Source organism: Kribbella sp. NPDC043289 (assembly GCF_056436705.1).
The window spans coordinates 2,390,199-2,409,949 of sequence record NZ_JBWKCB010000001.1; the positions used below are offsets into that span (position 1 = coordinate 2,390,199).

Here is a 19,751-nt window from a genome sequence, read left to right on the forward strand (position 1 = left end):
CCAGCAGTCCATGGCACTGTGAATCATGGACAGGAACCGGGAAGTGCTCGAGCGATTGTGGCCGACCGACGGCCGGCTCGCGCTCTCGGCCGAGGCCGAGCACGAGCTACGCACGGACGACTACGTGCTGGACATGCCGCAGTCCGGTGAACGCATCGTCGGCCGAGACCTGATGCGCGAGATGCAGCAGGAGTACCCGAACCCGCCGTCGATCCAGATCCTGCGCATCGCCGGCGCCGGCGACCACTTCGTCGTCCTCGGCCGCTCGGACTACGGCGGCGACATCTACTACGTCGCGAACGTCGTCGAGTTCCGCGACGGCCGGATCGCCCGCGAGACGCGCATCTACGGCGCCCCGTTCGAGGCGCCGCAGTGGCGCGCGAAGTACGCTACTTCGCCACCTCGGTAGCGCGAGACTCCCGTACGACGGTCACGCGGATCTGACCGGGGTACGTCAACTCCTCCTCGACCTGCTTCGCGATGTCGCGCGCCATCACCTGCGCCGCGATGTCGTCGACCGCGTCCGGCAGCACCATCACGCGGATCTCGCGCCCGGCCTGCATCGCGAACACCTTCTCGACGCCGTCGTGATGCATCGCGATCTCCTCGAGCCGCTCGAGTCGCTGCACGTACGCCTCCAGCGACTCCCGCCGCGCGCCCGGCCGTCCACCACTCACCGCGTCCGCGGCCTGGGTGAGCACGGCCTCGACCGTCCGTACTTCGACCTCGTTGTGGTGCGCCTCGATGCAGTGCACGACGTCGTCGCTCTCGCCGTACTTGCGGGCCAGCTCCGCGCCGACGATCGCGTGACTGCCCTCGGACTCGTGCGTGAGCGCCTTGCCGATGTCGTGCAGGAACGCGCCACGCTTGCACAGCTTCGGATCCAACCCGAGCTCGGCCGCCATCATCCCCGCGATGTGCGCCGACTCGACCAGATGCTTCAACACGTTCTGCCCGTACGACGTCCGGTACCGCAGCAGGCCCATCGTCCGGGCGAGCTCCGGGTGCAGGTCGGTGATCCCGACCTCCGCCATCGCGTCCTCGGCGGCCCGCTCGCACAGCTCGGCGACCTCGCCCTTGCTGCGCTCGTAGATCTCCTCGATCCGGGACGGGTGAATCCGGCCGTCGAGCACCAGCGAGTCGAGGGTCAGGCGCGCGGTCTCCCGGCGTACCGGATCGAAGCAGGACAGCAGCACTGCCTCGGGGGTGTCGTCGATGATCAGGTTCACGCCGGTGGTCTGCTCGAACGACCGGATGTTGCGGCCCTCGCGGCCGATGATCCGGCCCTTCATGTCGTCGCTCGGCAGATGGACGACCGACACCACGGACTCGCTGGTCTGCTCGGACGCGAGCCGCTGCACCGCGCCGGTGATGATCTTGCGGGCCTTCGTCTCGCCCTCGTCCAGTGCCTGCCGCTCGATGTCGCGAACGATCGTGTGCGCGTGCCGCTTGGCCTCGTCCTCGATCGCGGACACGAGCTCGGTCTTCGCCTGCTCGGCGGTCAGGTTCGCGACACCTTCGAGGATCCGGCGGCGCTCGTCGTCCAGGTCCTTGATCTCCTGCTTGCGCTGGTCCAGCTCGGCCAGCTGCGCGGTGACCTCGGTGTGGCGTTCCTCGACCGCGCGGCGCTGCTCGTCGAGCCGCTCCTCACGTTCGGTCAGCCGGTGGTCGCGACGCTCCATCTCCAGGCGCTGCTCACGCAGATCATCCCGGATCGCCTGCGCCTCAGCCTCAGCTTCCCGCCGTACGTCGGACGCTCGCTGCTCGGCGTCCCGTCGCACCTCGGAGGCCCGGTCCTCGGCGGCACGGCGAATCTCCTCGCCCCGCTGCTCGGCCGCCTCCGCGCGGGTCCGCAGTACGGCGGCGTCCTCCTCGGCCTGCCGACGTACCTGGTCAGCGGCGGACTTGGCCGCCTGCTCCACCTCGACTCGGGCGGTCGAGTTGTCGACGGCCTTTCGGCGGGAGAGGGTCAAGCCGATCCACGCCAGCAGTCCGGCGATCAGCAATCCGATCAGGGCCAGGCCAACGGACATCGCGGTCATCGGCGTCTCCCCTCTCCTTCGAGTCCCACGCGGGACTGTGGCCGTCGGTCGAAGGGACTACCACTCATACGGTCGAGGAGACGGTACGGCGCCGCCGGGGTACGGCTGGACGGGTGCCACCTCGGTGAGGCGGTACCCGATGCGTTGCCGTTTCCTGCGATGCCGTGACGACGGCGTCGCTGCTCACTCGCTGGTCGCGGTCCGCGAACCCCCGTCCGCGGATTGCCTGGCGGCCGCGTACGCGGCTGGCCAGCGTTGTTTGCCTCGCTTGCTCACCGTGAGTCACCGCTGACAACCGGAGACCACGATGGGCCCGCCTCGCGCCCGGTTCGGCTCGCTCGCGCTGCCGTCCGGGATGTGCGTGCGGTGCCGCCTATCCGACGGCGCTTTCGGGCGCCGTCGTCCTTCCTTCAGCTCGGTCGAGCGTGGTTGCGTCTTTTCCGGCCGGCCGTTTCACCGGCCCACCGATCCTTATATCCGCCACCGATGCGGTGGGTTCGTCCCTTCTTGGTCCTGAGGCTAAGCGCGCCCCACCACCCGGTCAAGCGGACACTCACGCACGCCCCCACCGATCCCCCACCCCACCCCACCAAACCAGACCACCCCACCCAATGGTCCCCTCCACAACACCCCGCACCGACACGCGACCGCACGAGCAACACCAACCCTCACCAAAGTGCGCCGACGTCACCATCGTGGCTCGCCGACGCACAGCGGCCCGACAGGCACGCTCGCCGAGGTGCGCCGAGCGGCGGGCGCTCACGCGCCGAGCAACACATCCACCGCGACCCAGCACCGCCAGCTCGGCTAGTCGAACGACCAGGACTCGCTTCGCCGGGTGGGCGGGGAGCATGACACACAACTTTCACCAAAGTGCGACGGCTTGACAGCCTCGCTCGCCAAGGTGCGTCGGGCGCCATGCGCTCAGGCGCCGAGCAACGCATCCACCGCGCCCCGGCACTGACAGGTCGGCTGGTCGAAAGACCAGGACCTGCTAGCCGGGGTGCGCGGGGAGCGTGTCAGCAACTGCCAAGGTGCGGCGGCGTGACAGCACCGCTCGCGAGGTGCGTCGGGCGGCGGGCGCTAGCCGGCGGCCGGGCCTGGTCCGGGCGTCGGGCGGTCGGAACTAGCGGTGCCGGCCGAGGTCGCGGAGTTCCCGGTCGCCTCATCGGAACTCGGCGTTTGGCTGGTCGCCGCGTTCTCGGCTGTTTCCGCGCTCGCGGAGCCGGATCCTGCGTCAGATGCCGAGCCGGTTGCTGAGTCGGATGGCGCCTCGGTTGTTGCGTCGCTCGGGCTCTCGTCGGTGTTCTGCTTGTCGACGAAGCCGCCGACCTTCTGCTGGACAGCGTCGACCTTCTCCGCGTACTTCCCGCCGGTCTGCTTGTCGATCAGATCGCCGGCTTTCTCGACGCCGGCTTTGATCTTGTCCGGGTTCTGCTTGACGACATTCCGGAGCCAGTTCTTCGCCTGTTCCTGAAAATCGTTCATTGCACCCTCCGCGGTGTCTGGGGCGGATCGACGGAAAATCCCAGCCTACGGACCGGCCCAAATACCAGTCCTACTTCGGATAACACACCGTCATCCCGCACCCGTCAACGCCCCTCGCCGCGAGCCCGACCCCGAACCCACCTCACGCAACGTAACAACGCCGCCCCCAACCGACCAGATCCCGCCCACCCCAACACGCCCGCCCCAGACCCACCCCGCTCCAATCACCCGGTCAGCCCGCCACCGATCCCCGGTCTACGCGCCACGAATCACCCAGCCAGCGCGACGCCGATCACCCGGTCGACGTGCCCCGGATCGCCAGGTCGGCGCCCCGCCGATACCCCGTCGACGCCCCCGGATCACCTGGTCGACGCTCGACGATCACCCACCCAGTACTTTCCCGCGGGGCAGCGCCCGGCCGGCCCGCCTATCAAAGCTCCGTCGATCCCGCGGGTCAGCGTTCGGTCGCTTGCCCGTCCAGGTGGGCCTTCGCGATGTCCGCCGGAGCACGCACCAACCACCCGTCGAGCAGCGCCTCCCGCAACACCGGCTCGGACACTTTCTCCAGTTCGACAAGCACCGCGGCGTACCCGTTGAAATGTGGAATCGTGAAAAACCCGTCCCCAGCCCGCGCTGCAAGCACCGCTTCCTTCTCGGCGAGGTCCTCCACCACGATCGCCAGAATCGGCCCAGCCGGCGGCGTCTCGTCGCCGTACCGCTTCAGGTCAGCCTTGCTGAACGGCCGCTCCCACGCATACCCCTTACCCCCAACCGCCCAAGTCCGCTGCCCATACCGAGCCGTCTCCTCGGTCCCCGACAACTCCCCCACCAACCGCTCCACATCCCCAAAACTCACCATCCCCCGACGCTACCCCCGCCCCCACCCAACCCTCGTGAATCCACAACCGACATCCCACGGTCCAGCAGCGCTGGAACCTGGCTACCGGCTAACCAGCCCACAACCACGGGCCGACGCAGCGTTGGAACCCAGCGGCCAGGTAGAACTCGGCCACCTCATCACTGACCGCCGACACGAACACAACCTCGGCCCCCAGCCCCGCCAACCACCGACGGCACTGCCCCAGCAACGCCGCACCCGTTCCGGCAGCACGCCGACTCGGAGCCACCACCAGCTCTTCCACCATCCCGTACGGCTCGTGCCCGTAGTCGACAAACGTCGCGACAACCACCCCGACGACGTCATCACCATCAGCCGCGACAAACGTCCGGGCCTCCTGCCGCACCACCGGCAGCGTGGCAGCCTCGGCCGCGTCCCCATGCAACTCCCGCAGCAACACCCGAATCGCCCCGGCATCAACCGCCCCAGCCTCGCGCACGACCAAACTCTCGCGAGACTCAGCGTGATTCATTCAGGCTCCAACCCGGATGAATCCAACATCGGGAACTCCTCGTGGCTCGCATCGAGTTCCTGCTTGACGATGCTCATGGCAAGACCACCCGGATAGCCTTTGCGAGCAAGCATTCCGAGCAACCGGCGCATCGCCACCTGTCGCTCCAGCGAACGCATCGACCGCAACTTCCGCCGTACCAGCTCGCGGGCCGTCTCCTCTTCCTGCTCCGGAGCCAGCTCCTCGAGCGCATCCCGCGTCAACTCATCGTCGACGCCACGCCGCCGAAGCTCCTGCGCGAGCGATCGCTTGCCCAGCCCGCGCCCTCGATGCCGCGACTCCACCCACGCCTTCGCGAACGCCGCATCATCGATCAACCCGACGTCAGTGAACCGATCCAGCACCTGATCAGCGACCTCGTCCGGAATCTCCCGATCAGCCAACACATCGGCCAACTCAGCCCGCGTCCGCGGCTGGCCGGTCAGCTTGTCCAGCAAGATCGTCCGGGCCACCGCGTACGGATCCGAATCACCGTCCAACGCAGAATCCCGAGGCTCGGCTCCCTCCGCGGACCGCGGCCTCCCACGCCGCCCGAACCCACCCCCAACACGCCGCCGCCCCGTCCCCCGACGCGCACTTCCACCACTGGACCCGCCGGTCCCCGCACCCCGCCCAGACCGGCCACCCTCAGCCGCGACCTCACCACTCGCGTCAACACCGGACACACCAGCCCAACCAGACACTGCACTTCGAACAGGCGGAGCGGTCTCGGCAGACGCGCTAACCGCAGAGGGTCCACGTCGGTCAGCGGACGCGCCGTGCTCAGCGGACGCGCCGTGCTCAATGGACCCGCCGTGCTCAGTGGCCGTGTCGTGGTCGATGGACCCGCCGCGGTCAGCGGACCCGCCGTGCTGAGCGGACCCGGCCTGTTCAGCAGACCCGCTGTGTTCAGCAGACCTGCCTCGGTCAGTGGATGTCTCACCCAACGGCGGAGTGGATGTCTCAGGTGAGGTCTCGCTGGACGTATCGCCGGCGGTCTCGCCGTGGCGGGCAAAGGACTGCCCGCTCGATGCGTCGGCGAGTGTGTGATCGGGCTTGGCCGGCTGAACTCGACGCGAACTGGCCGCGGAGTCGTCCGAATCTCCCCACGGATCGAGTCCGCCAGCAGCCGAACGAAGGTTCCGCTCAAACGCAGTCGTCGACGACCTGTCAGCCGACGCATCAGGTGCGTCAGCCGATCGATCGCCGCCCATGGAACGCCCACGCCTAGAACGGCTCCGACCAGAGCTGTCTAGGTCAGAGCGACCCGAACTTGAGCCACTCTTGCTCGACCGGCCGCGATCGACCCGACCATCGGTGGATCGAGGATGCACTGACTGGCGCTCGACGGAATCGCCATCGATGGACTCGCCGTCGGCGGACTGGCGGTCGTCGGACTGGCGGTCGTCGGACTGGCGGTCGTCGGACTCGCTGTCAGCAGACCCGCTACCGATGGACCGACGATCGGTGGATTGGCGGTCGATGGACTCGCTATGGGTGGACCGGCTGTCGGTAGAGCGACCGTGGTTGGCGCGGGGTGTGGGAGGGGCTTCGGTGTCGTCGGCGAAGGCGCGTGCCTCGGCCTGCCGGTCGGCGGCCTGGGCTTCGAATGCCTCAGCCAAGCGCTCGTCCTGATCGCCCCACGGATCGGCCGCCTTCGCACCGGAGCTACGGCGCGAGGCATCTCGCCGAGGTACCTCCCGAACGTCCTCCGCCCGGGACGATGTCGAAGCAGACGCGGACGGTTCGGTCCGCGCTCGCCGGGACCGAGCCCCAGGCGCAGACTGTTCTTCAGACTCTCGAGTGCTGTCGCGAGAGGTGTCGGGCTCGTCCCAGGGATCGACCGTTCCGACAGTTCGCCTGATCGAGCCGGGACGCCGCGAGGTTTCCCAACCCGAGTCGTCCGCAGACAGAAAGTCGTCGGAGTCGTCCTGGGCACTTCCCCGCTTTGCGGTCGAGCTGCGACCACCGGTACGCCGACTCCGTCGGCCCGAGCCAGATCTAGAACCCGTCGACGCCTCGGCCCCGCGTTTCGCGGCTGCAGACCGATTCGCGGCCGAAGACACTGACGCTGCTGATGACGATGACGTTGGTGAAGACGCCGATGGCGACGTTGATGAGCTCGACGCGGACGACGGTGGGCCCTCGACCAGGAGTTTGCGGGCGAGGGCCAGGCGTTCCTCGTGGGGTAGAGACAGCGCCGCGGGGGCAGCGTCGTCGGCAGTTGGCGACTGCCGACCCACGCTGCCGCCCGCGGTGGGTCGATCAGAAGTCGACATCAACCTCGGCCTTGGCGGCCTCGTCGGCCGGGGCGTCGAGCGTCGGGCCGATGCCCATCTTCTCCTTGATCTTCTTCTCCAGCTCGTTGGCCAGATCGGGATTGTCACGCAGGAAGTTCCGCGCGTTCTCCCGGCCCTGACCGAGCTGGTCGCTCTCGTAGGTGAACCAGGCGCCGGCCTTGCGGACGAAGCCCTGGTCCACGCCGAGGTCGAGCAGGCTGCCCTCACGGCTGATGCCCTGGCCGTAGATGATGTCGAACTCGGCCTGCTTGAACGGCGGGGCCACCTTGTTCTTCACGACCTTGACGCGGGTCCGGTTACCGACCACGTCGGTGCCGTCCTTCAGCGACTCGATCCGGCGGACGTCCAGCCGCACCGACGCGTAGAACTTCAGCGCCTTACCACCGGTCGTCGTCTCCGGGGAGCCGAACATCACGCCGATCTTCTCGCGCAGCTGGTTGATGAAGATCGCGGTCGTGTTCGTCCCGCTGACCGCGCCGGTCATCTTCCGCAGCGCCTGGCTCATCAGCCGGGCCTGCAGACCGACGTGGCTGTCGCCCATCTCGCCCTCGATCTCGGCGCGCGGCACCAGCGCGGCCACGGAGTCGATCACGACGATGTCGATCGCGCCGGAGCGGACCAGCATGTCGGCGATCTCCAGGGCCTGCTCACCGGAGTCGGGCTGCGAGACCAGCAGCGCGTCGGTGTCGACACCGAGCTTCCGCGCGTACTCCGGGTCGAGGGCGTGCTCGGCGTCGATGAACGCCGCGATCCCGCCGGCCCGCTGCGCATTCGCGACCGCGTGCAGGGCGACGGTCGTCTTACCGGAGGATTCCGGGCCGTAGATCTCCACCACGCGACCGCGCGGCAGACCACCGATCCCGAGTGCGATGTCGAGCGAGATCGACCCGGTCGGGATGACCTCGATCGGGGGCTTGTTCTGCTCCCCTAGGCGCATCACCGATCCCTTGCCGCACTGCCGCTCGATCTGCGTCAGCGCGGTCGCAAGCGCCTTCTCGCGATCGGCCGCCGCACGCTCCGCACTTGCCGCCGCGCTCGCTGCACCCGCCATGTGACTGCCACCTGACCCATCTGATAATCCGGGGCCGCCAGCCGGCCGCCCGAAGGAACTTCGTTGTCGCCAGAGAAGGTATTCGTCCGCACCGACAGTTTTCGTCGCGACTTCGAATCTGTGGACAACTCGGCCCGTCCACGCACCTTCAGAGCACCAAAGTATCCCGAACACGTGTTCGAATCACAACTGACACGCCGAACCCTGCCCGGGCAACCATCCTGACCCGTGCGCTCCCTACCCTTGCGGGCGTGACAGACCGTCCCGACGTGCCCGATTCAGCCGTGATTCTGGCTCTCAGCCGGGTCGAGTTCGGCATCGACACCGTACTCGACGCACTCCGCACCCAGGACCCGTTCGGGGTCCGCAGCATCCTGACGGAGTACTCCGACCAGGAGAAGCCAAACCTCGCGGAGAAGGCCCTGATCCTCGCGATCGACCGGCTGCTGAAGATGAAGGTGCCCGGACACTCGGAGTGGCCGCTGCTGCCGCTCGCCAAGCGCTGCGACTGGTGGGTTGCCCGGCTGGGTGGGTTCGCGGCCGTCGTCGCGGCACTCCCCCGGCTCAGCGGTGCGGCCGCCGACAGGCTCCCGATCAGGGACACCCTCGGTGCGGCGGTCCAGGCGATGGTGATCGGGGCGGTATGCCGTGAGTACGGCGTGGAGGCGCACGCCGACCGTACGGCGATCATCGCTCGTGTACTGACCGACCGGCCGATCACGCCGGACGAAGTACTCAAGTACGACGACCCGACCGTCGCCGGGCAGGACGTGGCGAAGCAGCTCGGCCTCGGTGACGAGACGGAGGAGAAGGGGTTGCGTCAGGGCGTCCGGATGATCTGGCGGATCAGCAAGCTGTTCGGTGGGCTCAACGAGATCTTCGAGGAGCGTCCGCGTGGCGGTCTGGCTGCCCGGTTCGTCGGGAAGCTCCCAGGCGTCGGGGTGGTCGGCGGGTACTTCGACGAGCGCAAAGCGATCCGAAAGGCGGCGTACGAGGCGGCCGACCTGCTCACCAACGGTGCGTTCCGTCTCAAGCCTGTCTGACCCCACGGACTCCTGGGATGATCTCGGCATGACTGGGATCGTCATCGCCCGCCCTGACGACAGCTGGCCGGCGCAGTACGAGAAGACAGCCCACACGATCGGCGGACTGCTGGGCGAGCTCGCCCAGCGGATCGACCACATCGGTTCCACCTCGGTGCCCGGGCTGCCGGCCAAGGACATCATCGACATCCAGGTCACAGTGGGTACGGAGTCCGAGTTGGACGCCGTGGCGGAACGGCTGGCCGCCGCGGACTGGGAGCTCCGTCCACCGCGTCGTGACCACCCGGTGCCCGGACTGCCCACGGACGAGGCCCAGTGGGTGAAGCGGATGCTGGTCGAGCCGATGTACCGGCGCCGGGTCAATCTCCACATCCGGGTGGCAGGCCGGGCCAACCAGCGGTACGCACTGCTCTTCCGCGACTACCTGCGCAGCCATCCGGAAACGGCTCGTGCGTACGCCGCGTTCAAGCAGCACGCTGCCGCCCTCCGGCTCGAGATCGGTGACTACTCCGACCTCAAGGACCCGGTCTGCGACCTCATCTACCTGCCGGCCGAGGAATGGGCGGCGCGCACCGGCTGGACCGGCTGAAGCGATTTGTTGCCTTAGGCATCAGCGTTCGCTGGCGGGGAGGTTGAGGTGCGCCCAGACGGCACGCCACACCACCTTCGCAGCCTCACCGTCGTCCAGAGCCTCGACGACCGTGCGGCCGCCGAGTTCCTGAACCACCTGGGTCTCTGCCCAGGTCCGTGCGTACGCGGGCCCGAGATGGTGATCCATCCGTGCCCAGAATTCCGTCAGTCTCATGCCTGCCCGTCGTCATCCTTCGGCGGCGGCCCCCAACCGCCCTGCTGCCCCTGCTGAGGCGCTGACGGACCACCCTGCTGTCCCCAACCGCCTTGCTGCGGCGGCTGCTGGCCGGGCTGCTGTCCCTGGCCGGGCTGCTGTCCCCAGCCGCCCTGACCCTGCTGCGGCGGCTGCCCCTGTCGAGGCGGCTGCTGCTGCGGACCCCACTGGCCCTGGCCCTGCTGAGGCTGCCCAGGGTACTGCTGCTGACCAGGCTGTCCTTGCGGCCCAGGCTGACCACCGTACGGCGGCTGGCCCTGACCCGGCTGACCTTGACCCGGCTGACCCTGCTGCGGCTGACCCGGGTACTGCCCCGGCTGGCCGCCGTACTGACCAGGCTGGCCCTGCGGACCGCCGTACTGCCCAGGCTGGCCCGGGTACTGCCCACCGGGACCAGGCTGGCCGTACTGCTGCCCGTACCCCTGCTGCCCCTGGTACTGCCCCGGACCGCCGTACTGCCCCGGCTGCCCTGGGTACTGCCCCGGGAACTGCTGTCCGTAGCCCTGCTGCCCCTTCGCCTTCCGACTGCGCAGCACGAAGAACACCGCCGCGGCGATGGCGAGCAACACCACGACGATGATCAGGATCAGCGCCCACGTCGGGAACCCACCGCCGGCCTGCGAGGTCAGCGAGATCTTCCCGAGCTTGTCGAGGCTGTCGTACGTCGCCGTCCGGCCACTGATCTTCGCGCCGTCGTCGTGCTCGAGGATCTTGCCCGGCATGGTGATCTTGAAGTTCACCTGCGGCTGGCTGCCGGACGGGACATTGCCGAGGTTGTCAGCCTTGACCGTCACCGTGACCTTGTCGCCGTCCTTGCGGAAGCTGACACCGTCACCGCTGGAGCTGCCCATCTTGTCGAACGGCACGCTCTCGAACGTGCAGTTGGACCCGACGTACTTGTCGTCCTCGTACGACTTGCAGGTGACGCCCTCGGTGGTCGTCTCCTTGATGCCGCTCTCGATCTGCTGGCGGACCTTGTCGAGGGACTGGCCACTGGACTGCAGCAGCTGCTTGTCGACCCCGATCTTCATGGTCCCGGAGACCGTCTCGTTCGACCCGACCTTCAGGTCGGCGTCGAGGTTGACGCACCCGGTCAACCCGACGAGGCAGGCCACGACGACGAGGGCTGCACGTACGCGGTTCATCATGTGGCCGATCATTGCAGACGAAGGGGACAAGCTCGGCATCGGACGGAAAGCGCGTGCTCACGGTCGGCGACGAGGGCCGGCGGCCGCCTCCATAAAGCCTCCGTGAAAACTGTCGGCTGGACCCGGCAAGATGGTCGGCGTGAAGAAAACCAGCGCGTTGAGCCGGTTCTCGCCCGCGACCCGGGCGTGGTTCGGCGACGTCTTCGAGGCGGCCACCCCGGCCCAGCTCGAGGCGTGGGACGCGATCACCGCGGGCCGGGACGCGCTGGTTGTCGCGCCGACCGGCTCCGGGAAGACGCTGGCGGCCTTCCTCTGGGCGCTCGACCGGCTGGCCTCGATCCCCCCGCCGTCCGATCCGAAGCTGCGCTGCCGGGTGCTGTACGTGTCCCCGCTGAAGGCGCTCGCTGTCGACGTGGAGCGCAACCTGCGCGCGCCCCTGATCGGCATCCGGGAGACCGCGCGCCGGCTCGGTGAGGCGCCGATCGAGGTCGAGGTCGCGGTGCGGTCGGGCGACACCCCGGCCGGCGAGCGACGGCGGTTCGCCTCGCGACCTTCCGACGTACTGATCACGACGCCGGAATCGCTGTTCCTGCTGCTGACGTCGCAGGGCCGGGAGGCGTTGCGCGGAGTCGAGACGGTCATCGTCGACGAGGTCCATGCGGTCGCCGGGACGAAGCGCGGCGCCCATCTGGCGCTGACCCTTGAGCGACTCGATGAGTTGTTGCCGAAGCCGGCGCAACGGATCGGTCTGTCGGCGACTGTGCGACCGGTCGAAGAGGTGGCGCGGTTCCTCGGCGGTGAGCGGCCGGTGACCGTTGTGCAGCCCAAGTTCACCAAGCAGTGGGATCTGAGCGTCGTCGTGCCGGTCGAGGACATGGCGGAGCTGGCCGCGACCGAGGTCGAGACCTCCGGCTCCGCGGCGGGTCCACAACAGCACGCCTCGATCTGGCCACACGTCGAGGAGCAGGTCTTCGACCTGATCAGTCAGCACCAGTCGACGATCGTCTTCTCGAACTCACGCCGCCTGGCCGAGCGACTGACCGCCCGGCTGAACGAGATCGCCGCCGAGCGTGCCGAGCTGGAGCTGCAGGAACTCGGATCACCTGCACAAGTGATGGCGCAGTCAGGCGGATCACTCGCGGCTCCCCCACTGATAGCGCGGGCGCATCACGGATCGGTGAGCAAGGAGCAGCGCGCGCTGATCGAGGCGGACCTGAAATCCGGTCGGCTTCCGTGTGTCGTGGCGACGAGCAGCCTCGAGCTCGGCATCGATATGGGCGCCGTGGATCTGGTCATCCAGGTCGAGGCGCCGCCCTCCGTCGCGAGCGGTCTGCAGCGTGTCGGTCGCGCGGGTCACCAGGTGGGCGCGGTGTCGCGTGGTGTGCTGTTCCCGAAGTTCCGCGGCGATCTGATCGACACCGCCGTCGTCGTGCAGCGGATGCGCGAGGGACTGATCGAGAGCTTGCACATTCCGGCCAACCCGCTGGATGTGCTCGCCCAGCAGATCGTGTCGATCGTGTCCCTCGATTCCGTCAACGTCGACGACCTCTTCTCTCTGGTACGACGCTGCGCCCCGTTCGCGACGCTGCCACGCTCGGCGTACGACGGGGTGCTCGACATGCTGTCCGGTCGCTATCCGTCGGACGAGTTCGCGGAGCTACGGCCGCGGATCGTGTTCGATCGGGTCAGCGGCGAGGTCTCGGGTCGGCCGGGCGCGCAGCGGCTCGCGGTGACGAGCGGCGGGACGATCCCGGACCGCGGGTTGTTCGGGGTGTTCTTGGTCGGCGAATCGACGAACCATCGGGTCGGCGAGCTCGACGAGGAGATGGTCTACGAGTCGCGGGTCGGTGACGTCTTCACGCTCGGCGCCTCGAGCTGGCGGATCGAGGACATCACCCATGACCGGGTGCTGGTCTCCCCCGCGCCGGGTCAGCCGGGCAGGCTGCCGTTCTGGAAGGGCGACGCGGTCGGGCGCCCGGCCGAGCTCGGTGCGGCGACCGGCGCGTTCGTCCGCAAGATGGCGTCACTGCCAGCCGGCAAGGCGGTCGACCGCGCACGAGCCGCTGGCCTGGACGAGTACGCCGCCAACAATCTCGTCTCGTACCTGGCCGAGCAACGTGAAGCGACGAGCCGGGTCCCGGACGACGTGACGATCGTCGTCGAGCGGTTCCGCGACGAGCTCGGCGACTGGCGAGTGTGCGTGCATTCGCCGTACGGCGGTCAGGTGCACGGGCCGTGGGCGCTGGCGATCGCGGCACGGCTGCGCGATCGGTACGGGATGGATGCGCAGTCGGTCTCGGGCGACGACGGGATCGTGCTGCGGCTGCCGGAGACCGACGAGGCGCCGCCGGGAGCGGATCTGGTGCTGTTCGATCCGGCGGACATCGAGGATCTGGTGACCACCGAGGTCGGTGGGTCGGCGTTGTTCGCGGCGCGATTCCGCGAGTGTGCCGCGCGGGCCTTGCTGCTGCCGCGACGGAATCCCGGGCGACGATCGCCGCTGTGGCAGCAGCGACAGCGGGCGTCACAGTTGCTCAGTGTGGCGAGCAAGTTCGGCTCGTTCCCGATCGTTCTCGAGACGTTGCGCGAGGTACTGCAGGACGTCTACGACTTGCCCGCGTTGAAGGACCTGCTGACCGGGATCGGTGAACGCCGGATCTCGGTTGTCGAGGTGGAGACGTCAGAGGCGTCGCCGTTCGCGAAATCCTTGCTGTTCGGCTACGTGGGCGCGTTCATGTATGAGGGCGACAGTCCGCTCGCGGAGAAGCGTGCTGCAGCGTTGGCACTCGATCAGAGCCTCCTGGCCGAGCTGCTCGGGCGGACCGAGCTGCGCGAGTTGCTGGACGCAGAGGTCGTGCTGCGCACTGAGGCTGAGCTGCAGCGGCTCGCCGAGGACCGCCGCGCTCGCGATGCCGAGGGTTTGTTCGACGTACTGCGACTGATCGGGCCGCTGTCGTTGTCCGAGGCAACGCAGCGCTGCGTCGACGGTTCGGATGCGGAGTCCTGGCTGACTTCATTGGCTGCGGCTCGCCGAGTCGTTCGGGTTCGGATCGCCGGTGAGCATCGATGGGCGGTCGTCGAGGATGTCGCTCGATTGCGCGACGCTCTCGGCGTACCGCTGCCGCCTGGCGTCGCGGAAGCGCACGCCGAGCCGGTCGCCGATCCGCTTGGCGATCTGGTGTCGCGGTATGCGCGCACGCATGGGCCGTTCCGGGCGATCGATCTCGCGACGCATCTCGGCATCGGGGTCGCGGTGGTCACGGAGGCGCTGCGACGACTGGCAGCGGCCGGTCGCGTCGTCGAGGGCGAATTCCTACCGGGCGGGATCGCGCTCGAGTGGTGTGACAGCGAGATCCTTCGGTTGTTGCGACGGCGCTCACTCGCCGCGCTACGGAAGGAGGTCGAGCCCGTCGATCCGTCGGCGCTGGCCCGCTTCCTGCCGGCTTGGCAAGGGATCACGAGCAGCCGCGGACGCGGGTACGACGTACTTCTCGGAGCGGTCGAGCAACTGGCGGGATGCGCTGTGCCGGCGTCGGCGCTCGAGTCGATCGTGCTGCCATCGCGCGTGCCCGGATATCAGCCGTCGATGCTGGACGAGCTGACGGCGACCGGTGAAGTGATCTGGGCCGGCGCGGGTTCACTGCCCGGGACAGATGGGTGGGTCTCGCTGCATCTGGCCGACAACTGTGACCTGACGCTGCCTGATCCGGACCCGGCGGTCGAGTTGGGTGAGACGCATCAGGCGGTTCTTGATTCGCTGTCTGGTGGGGGTGCGTTCTTCTTCAGACAACTGAGTGACGCGGTGGGTGCCGCATCCGGAGTCGTCGAGGACGAGGCGCTGGTTGGGGTGCTCTGGGATCTCGTGTGGTCCGGGTACCTGACGAACGACACGCTGACGCCTGTCCGGTCCCTCGTCGGTGGCGGCCGTGGCAGTCATCGGACTCGCCGCGCGACGCCGCGTGCGCGACCAGGGCGGCCTGTGCGGCCCGGGCGGCCGGCGATGCCGTCGCGGAGTGGGCCGCCGACAGCGGGCGGGCGATGGTCGTTGCTCCCGGAACGCAGTACGGACGCGACTCGGCGGGCGCACGCGGCGGCAGAGACGCTGCTGGATCGCTACGGGATCGTCACGCGCGGGTCGGTGATCACGGAGCGCACACCCGGCGGGTTCGCTGCCGTCTACAAGGTGCTGAGCGCGTTCGAGGAGTCCGGGCGATGCCGGCGCGGGTACTTCGTAGCGGGACTCGGGGCTGCACAGTTCGCACTGCCAGGCGCGGTCGATCGGCTGCGAGCTCTGGCCGAGCTGCCAACCTCGTCCGCGGCGACGCCTGACGGGCCGTTTGGTCCACCTGGTCGCTTCGGGCCCGGCAACGGTGGGCGCGCCCGAAAGGACGAGGAGCTGACCGCGCGCGCCGTCGTACTAGCTGCTTCTGATCCGGCCAACCCGTATGGTGCGGCGCTGTCCTGGCCCGAGCGTGAAAGCGCCGGCGGTCATCGGCCCGGCCGGAAGGCGGGTGCGTTGGTCGTGATGGTCGACGGCCAACTGATCGTGTACGTCGAGCGGGGCGGGCGGACCGTGCTGAGCTTCACCGAGGATTCTGACCTGCTGCAGCCGGCCGTGGATGCGCTGGCGTTGGCGATCCGGGACGGGCAGCTCGGGAAGTTGAGTGTGGAGACAGCTGACGGCGAGCAAGTTCGGCACACCGCGTTCGGCGATGCGTTGGCGAAGGCCGGATTCCACGCGACGCCGCGCGGCCTGCGGCTGCGGGCTTGACGGTCGCGGCGGTCAGCCATGCCTGAGGGGGACACCGTCTGGCGGGCCTGCAAGCGGCTGAATCAGGCGCTGGCCGGGCAGGAACTGGTCCGTACCGACTTCCGGGTTCCGACACTCGCGACGACGGACCTCAGTGGTCGGACGATCAACGAGGTCGTTGCACGGGGCAAGCACATCCTGATGCGGATCTCCGGCGGCCTGACGCTGCACAGCCACTTCCGGATGGACGGGAGTTGGCATCTGTACCGCCCCGGCGAACGGTGGCACGGCGGGCCTGATCATCAGGTCCGCGCGGTGCTCGAAACCGCTCCCTGGACGGCCGTCGGCTACCGGCTGCCGGTCCTCGATCTGGTGGCCACCGACGACGAGGACAGCGTCGTCGGGCATCTCGGGCCCGATCTGCTCTCACCGTCGTTCGACCGATCGGTTGCGATCTCGAACGTCGAGTCCGATCCCGGACGGACGATCAGCGGGGCGTTGCTCGATCAGCGCAACCTCGCCGGAATCGGGAACTTCTATCGCGTCGAGGTCTGCTTCCTGCTCGGTCTGCACCCGTGGCGTCCGGTCTCGGCGGTCGATGTCCCTGCCGCGGTCGACCTCAGCAGGAAGCTGATGAAGGCCAACGTGCGCAACGGCACCCAGGTCAGTACCGGCGTCGACCGTCCCGGGCAACGCTCCTGGGTGTTCGAACGCGCCGGCAAACCCTGCCGCCGCTGCGGTACGACGATCCTCTCCGCAATGCTCGGCGAACCAACCCGGGAGCGGGTCACCTACTGGTGCCCGGCCTGCCAGCCGGAAATCTGACCCACCGAACTGCCCTGTGGAAAACCCCAGCGGCGGGATCGAACACCGATATCTTCTCTGACACATCGAACACATGTTCGAGCGAGAGGAGAAGGCGATGTGCGAGGCGTGCGGCGGTGTGACCGACGAGCAGTACTCACGGCAGATCGAGCAGAACATCCGGACCTACGGCTGGACGATGCAGTACGTCGAGGGCGGCGGCGCCCGTAATCCAGCCTTCGGGTACACGCTCGGTCTCAGCCTGTACCGACATCCGGAGATCATCGTCTTCGACCCGGAGCCGTGCTCGGCGTACCTCGGGCTCAAGCCGCTCGCCTGGGCGGTGATGGAGGGCGCGGAGTTCGACGAGGGCGACGACCTGTCCGCCTTCTTCCCACCGCCCGAGACGGCGGAACTGCTCCGATTCCCCGACTCAGCAACGCACCTATACACGGCGAACCAGATGTTCCGGCAGCCGGGCTTCCCGCCCTTGCCGGCGCTGCAGCTCCTCTGGCCGAGCCGGACAGCACTGATCCAGCCGTGCAGCACTCCAACGCCCGAGGGCGGTGTCCGATGACTCGGAGCTCACGCGGCCGAGGCCACGACCTCGGACTCGATGGTCGGGTGCGCCAGCACCAGAGCCTCTTCGCGCGCCAGGTCCTCGCTCACCTCGGCGAAGACCGTCGACAGCGGCACCTCGAGCGCCATGCAGATCGCTGCCAGCAGCTCACTGGAGGCTTCCTTCTGGCCGCGCTCCACCTCGGACAGGTAGCCAAGGCTCACCCGAGCGTCAGCGGACACCTCGCGGAGAGTGCGCCCCTGGCGCAGCCGCTTACGCCGCAGCACGTCGCCCAACAGGCCACGAACCAGCACCATAGGGTTTCTCCCTTCCACCTGTCCGGCCACGTCTACTCGCACGGTAGCGCGACCGTAGGAACCAACGGTACCTGTTGCTGGGTCACTCCCCGACGCAATGTCCACCTTCGGTGCGCCGTGCCAGTCTGCCTTACCTGTCCCCATGCTGGTCTCAACACCCCGTTCAGTCGAGTTCTTCCGCCACAACTGCGGCTCCGAGTTCGAGGACAGCCTGGACACTCGCCCGGCGTACAACCGCCCGATCACCGGCGACCTGCAGCTTCCGGACCTGGACGGACCCCGCGCCGGCCGCCGCGACGTACACCGTGCCGGCCTCGATCCCCGCCTGCGGGTCCGGACCGGCCACACCCGTCGTCGCGAGCCCGTAATCGGCCTCCAAACGCTCTCGCACTCCATTGGCCAGGGCTGCAGCCGTATCCGGATGCACGGGGCCTACAGCCGCCAACAGATCCTCAGGCACGCCTGCAAGCTTGGCCTTCAGGTCAGTCGCGTAAACCACCAAGCCACCCCGATACACAGCCGACACCCCCGGCACGTCCGTGAGAACAGCCCCAACCATCCCCCCAGTCAACGACTCAGCCGTCGCAACCGTCACGCCCCGCTCGAGGAGCAGCTCCACGAACCGTCCAACTGCCGCGTCTACCCCATCACCAGCCACCCGCCACCTCCCTCACTCCGACCAGTACCTGTACTCAACACCAACGCCCGTGCCCCACCCCACCAACACACCCCAAGCACGTCCCTGACGTGCTGGACGATCGCTAAACTCCTGGAGGTGCCGATGCCGACCGCTCAAGGATCCAAGCCGGAGCGTCACGGCCGCTCACTCGCTCAGATCTATCGCCGCTTCGCAGAGAGCGACGCGAGTAAGACCTCTCCGCTCAGCACCCGGATCGCGCTCGCCTTGAGCGAGTCCGACGAGGCTCTCGCAGTCATCGAGACAGCGTCACCGCGCAAGCGCAGTCCAACGATCATCCTCGCGGTCCTCCACTATCTCGCCCTCACCGGCCAAGCCCCTGACTTAGCAGAGGCGTTCGCCCCCGCACCGAACGCCTCAGCTGATCACGAACGGGGCGATGCGGCGGGGACTGTGGCGGTCGATGTCGTGGTGCGGATGCGGGACTCGGTGGTCTCGCTTGCCGAGAGCCGGACTGTGCGTTCGAACGAGAGCGGGCGGTACGCCGTCTTGTACCCGGCTATTGCGGAGGTCGCTCAGCGGGTCGGCGCGGACGCGATCGGGCTGATCGATGTGGGGCGGGCGGCTGGGCTCAATCTCACTGTCGATCGGGTTGGGATTGCTTACAGCGACGGGCAGTCGCTGGGTGACTCGGGTTCGTCGGTGCAGGTGGCGGCTTCGATGGTGGGTGACCGGGGTGTGCCGACGCGGGCGATTCCTGAGGTCGTTAGTCGAGCCGTCGTGGACGTTGATCCGGTAGACGTCACAGATGTGGATCAGGCGCGGTGGTTGCGTGCGTGTCTGCCCCCGGATGACGCGGACGCGCTGGGACTGCTCGGCGCCGAGCTCAAGATGGCGGCCGGTGCAGCACCAACGCTGGTGCGCGGTGAACCTGTTGATGTCCTGCCCGATGCGCTCGCTCACGTACCTGCGGGAGTGTTGCCGGTTGTCACCACGACCTGGGCGTTGTCGAATGTTCCGCTCGAGGGCCGGCTGCGGTTCCTCCAGCACCTGAACGACGCGGCAACCCATCGGCCGATCGCGTGGGTCTCGGTGGAAGGCGTCGGAGTCGCCCCCGCGATCCCAACCTTCGGCGACCGCCGGGCCTCAGGTCACAGCATCATCAGCCTCGCAGTCTTCAGACACGGCTCTCTACACACCGAGTCAGTCGGCCGTACCTGGTCCCGAGGCAAGATGCTCTCCTGGCTGGCGGACTCATAGCCCTCTCCCCCACCCCACTTGTAACCAGCCGCTGACAAACGCATCTTCAGCCCGCGCCGCCCAACGGCGGGGTTCCGAGATGCGCGGCGCACCACCAGCAGGCGCCGACGTGCGCGACGC

The 19,751-nt window shown here is 68.2% G+C and carries 17 protein-coding genes; 7 read left to right on the forward strand and 10 right to left on the reverse strand.

Annotation, left to right across the window (positions count from 1 at the left end):
* Nucleotides 1–25 precede the first annotated feature (25 nt).
* The gene (locus AC0662_RS11380; RefSeq protein ID WP_452194181.1) at nt 26–409 is read left to right on the forward strand and encodes a nuclear transport factor 2 family protein; all 384 of its coding nucleotides are present in this window, start codon (nt 26–28) and stop codon (nt 407–409) included.
* Here the strand turns inward: AC0662_RS11380 and rny are convergent.
* From rny to recA, 6 genes are all read right to left on the reverse strand, one after another.
* Nucleotides 390–2,042 (reverse strand): ribonuclease Y, encoded by a 1,653-nt coding sequence (gene rny, locus AC0662_RS11385; protein ID WP_478300070.1) that lies wholly within the window; start codon nt 2,040–2,042, stop codon nt 390–392. The two genes, AC0662_RS11380 and rny, sit on opposite strands and share 20 nt — an antisense overlap.
* Nucleotides 2,043–3,125: 1,083 nt before the next feature.
* Nucleotides 3,126–3,530 carry an antitoxin gene (locus AC0662_RS11390; protein WP_452194184.1) on the reverse strand — a complete coding sequence of 135 codons (405 nt, stop codon included), beginning with the start codon at nt 3,528–3,530 and terminating at the stop codon, nt 3,126–3,128.
* A 454-nt stretch (nt 3,531–3,984) separates the two neighbouring features.
* On the reverse strand, nt 3,985–4,389 hold the full coding sequence (locus tag AC0662_RS11395) for a hypothetical protein (RefSeq protein WP_478300072.1): 405 nt from the start codon (nt 4,387–4,389) through the stop codon (nt 3,985–3,987).
* 88 nt (nt 4,390–4,477) lie between these two features.
* Nucleotides 4,478–4,867 carry a GNAT family N-acetyltransferase gene (locus AC0662_RS11400; protein WP_478300074.1) on the reverse strand — a complete coding sequence of 130 codons (390 nt, stop codon included), beginning with the start codon at nt 4,865–4,867 and terminating at the stop codon, nt 4,478–4,480.
* 29 nt (nt 4,868–4,896) lie between these two features.
* Nucleotides 4,897–5,418 carry a regulatory protein RecX gene (locus tag AC0662_RS11405; RefSeq protein ID WP_478300076.1) on the reverse strand — a complete coding sequence of 174 codons (522 nt, stop codon included), beginning with the start codon at nt 5,416–5,418 and terminating at the stop codon, nt 4,897–4,899.
* Nucleotides 5,419–7,183: 1,765 nt separating this feature from the next.
* Nucleotides 7,184–8,269 carry a recombinase RecA gene (recA, locus tag AC0662_RS11410; protein WP_452194191.1) on the reverse strand — a complete coding sequence of 362 codons (1,086 nt, stop codon included), beginning with the start codon at nt 8,267–8,269 and terminating at the stop codon, nt 7,184–7,186.
* Nucleotides 8,270–8,538: 269 nt separating this feature from the next.
* Between recA and AC0662_RS11415 the strand changes: the two genes are divergently transcribed.
* Nucleotides 8,539–9,312 (forward strand): hypothetical protein, encoded by a 774-nt coding sequence (locus AC0662_RS11415; protein ID WP_478300078.1) that lies wholly within the window; start codon nt 8,539–8,541, stop codon nt 9,310–9,312.
* Nucleotides 9,313–9,340: 28 nt separating this feature from the next.
* Nucleotides 9,341–9,901, forward strand: coding sequence for a GrpB family protein (locus tag AC0662_RS11420; protein WP_478300080.1), 561 nt, complete (start codon nt 9,341–9,343; stop codon nt 9,899–9,901).
* 21 nt (nt 9,902–9,922) lie between these two features.
* Here the strand turns inward: AC0662_RS11420 and AC0662_RS11425 are convergent, their stop codons facing one another.
* Together AC0662_RS11425 and AC0662_RS11430 are read right to left on the reverse strand one after the other, a co-directional pair.
* Nucleotides 9,923–10,117, reverse strand: a complete 195-nt coding sequence (locus tag AC0662_RS11425) for a DUF3046 domain-containing protein (RefSeq protein ID WP_387773149.1) — start codon at nt 10,115–10,117, stop codon at nt 9,923–9,925.
* Nucleotides 10,114–11,304, reverse strand: coding sequence for an LppM family (lipo)protein (locus AC0662_RS11430; RefSeq protein WP_478300082.1), 1,191 nt, complete (start codon nt 11,302–11,304; stop codon nt 10,114–10,116). The genes AC0662_RS11425 and AC0662_RS11430 overlap by 4 nt, the downstream gene beginning before the upstream one ends.
* Nucleotides 11,305–11,434: 130 nt before the next feature.
* On the opposite strand from AC0662_RS11430, the gene AC0662_RS11435 reads away from it, so the two are divergent.
* The 3 genes from AC0662_RS11435 (at nt 11,435) to AC0662_RS11445 (ending at nt 17,435) form a co-directional block, all read left to right on the forward strand.
* Nucleotides 11,435–16,075 carry an ATP-dependent helicase gene (locus tag AC0662_RS11435; RefSeq protein ID WP_478300084.1) on the forward strand — a complete coding sequence of 1,547 codons (4,641 nt, stop codon included), beginning with the start codon at nt 11,435–11,437 and terminating at the stop codon, nt 16,073–16,075.
* Between the two features lie 18 nt (nt 16,076–16,093).
* Nucleotides 16,094–16,879 carry an Fpg/Nei family DNA glycosylase gene (locus AC0662_RS11440; RefSeq protein WP_478300086.1) on the forward strand — a complete coding sequence of 262 codons (786 nt, stop codon included), beginning with the start codon at nt 16,094–16,096 and terminating at the stop codon, nt 16,877–16,879.
* 73 nt (nt 16,880–16,952) lie between these two features.
* Nucleotides 16,953–17,435, forward strand: coding sequence for a DUF4262 domain-containing protein (locus AC0662_RS11445; RefSeq protein WP_478300088.1), 483 nt, complete (start codon nt 16,953–16,955; stop codon nt 17,433–17,435).
* 8 nt (nt 17,436–17,443) lie between these two features.
* Here the strand turns inward: AC0662_RS11445 and AC0662_RS11450 are convergent, their stop codons facing one another.
* The gene (locus AC0662_RS11450; RefSeq protein ID WP_452194205.1) at nt 17,444–17,734 is read right to left on the reverse strand and encodes a helix-turn-helix domain-containing protein; all 291 of its coding nucleotides are present in this window, start codon (nt 17,732–17,734) and stop codon (nt 17,444–17,446) included.
* A 163-nt stretch (nt 17,735–17,897) separates the two neighbouring features.
* On the reverse strand, nt 17,898–18,353 hold the full coding sequence (locus AC0662_RS11455; RefSeq protein WP_452194207.1) for a CinA family protein: 456 nt from the start codon (nt 18,351–18,353) through the stop codon (nt 17,898–17,900).
* 162 nt (nt 18,354–18,515) lie between these two features.
* On the opposite strand from AC0662_RS11455, the gene AC0662_RS11460 reads away from it, so the two are divergent.
* Entirely contained in the window at nt 18,516–19,631 is a 1,116-nt protein-coding gene (locus AC0662_RS11460; protein WP_478300090.1) for a DUF2332 domain-containing protein, read from the forward strand.
* Nucleotides 19,632–19,751: the final 120 nt, after the last annotated feature.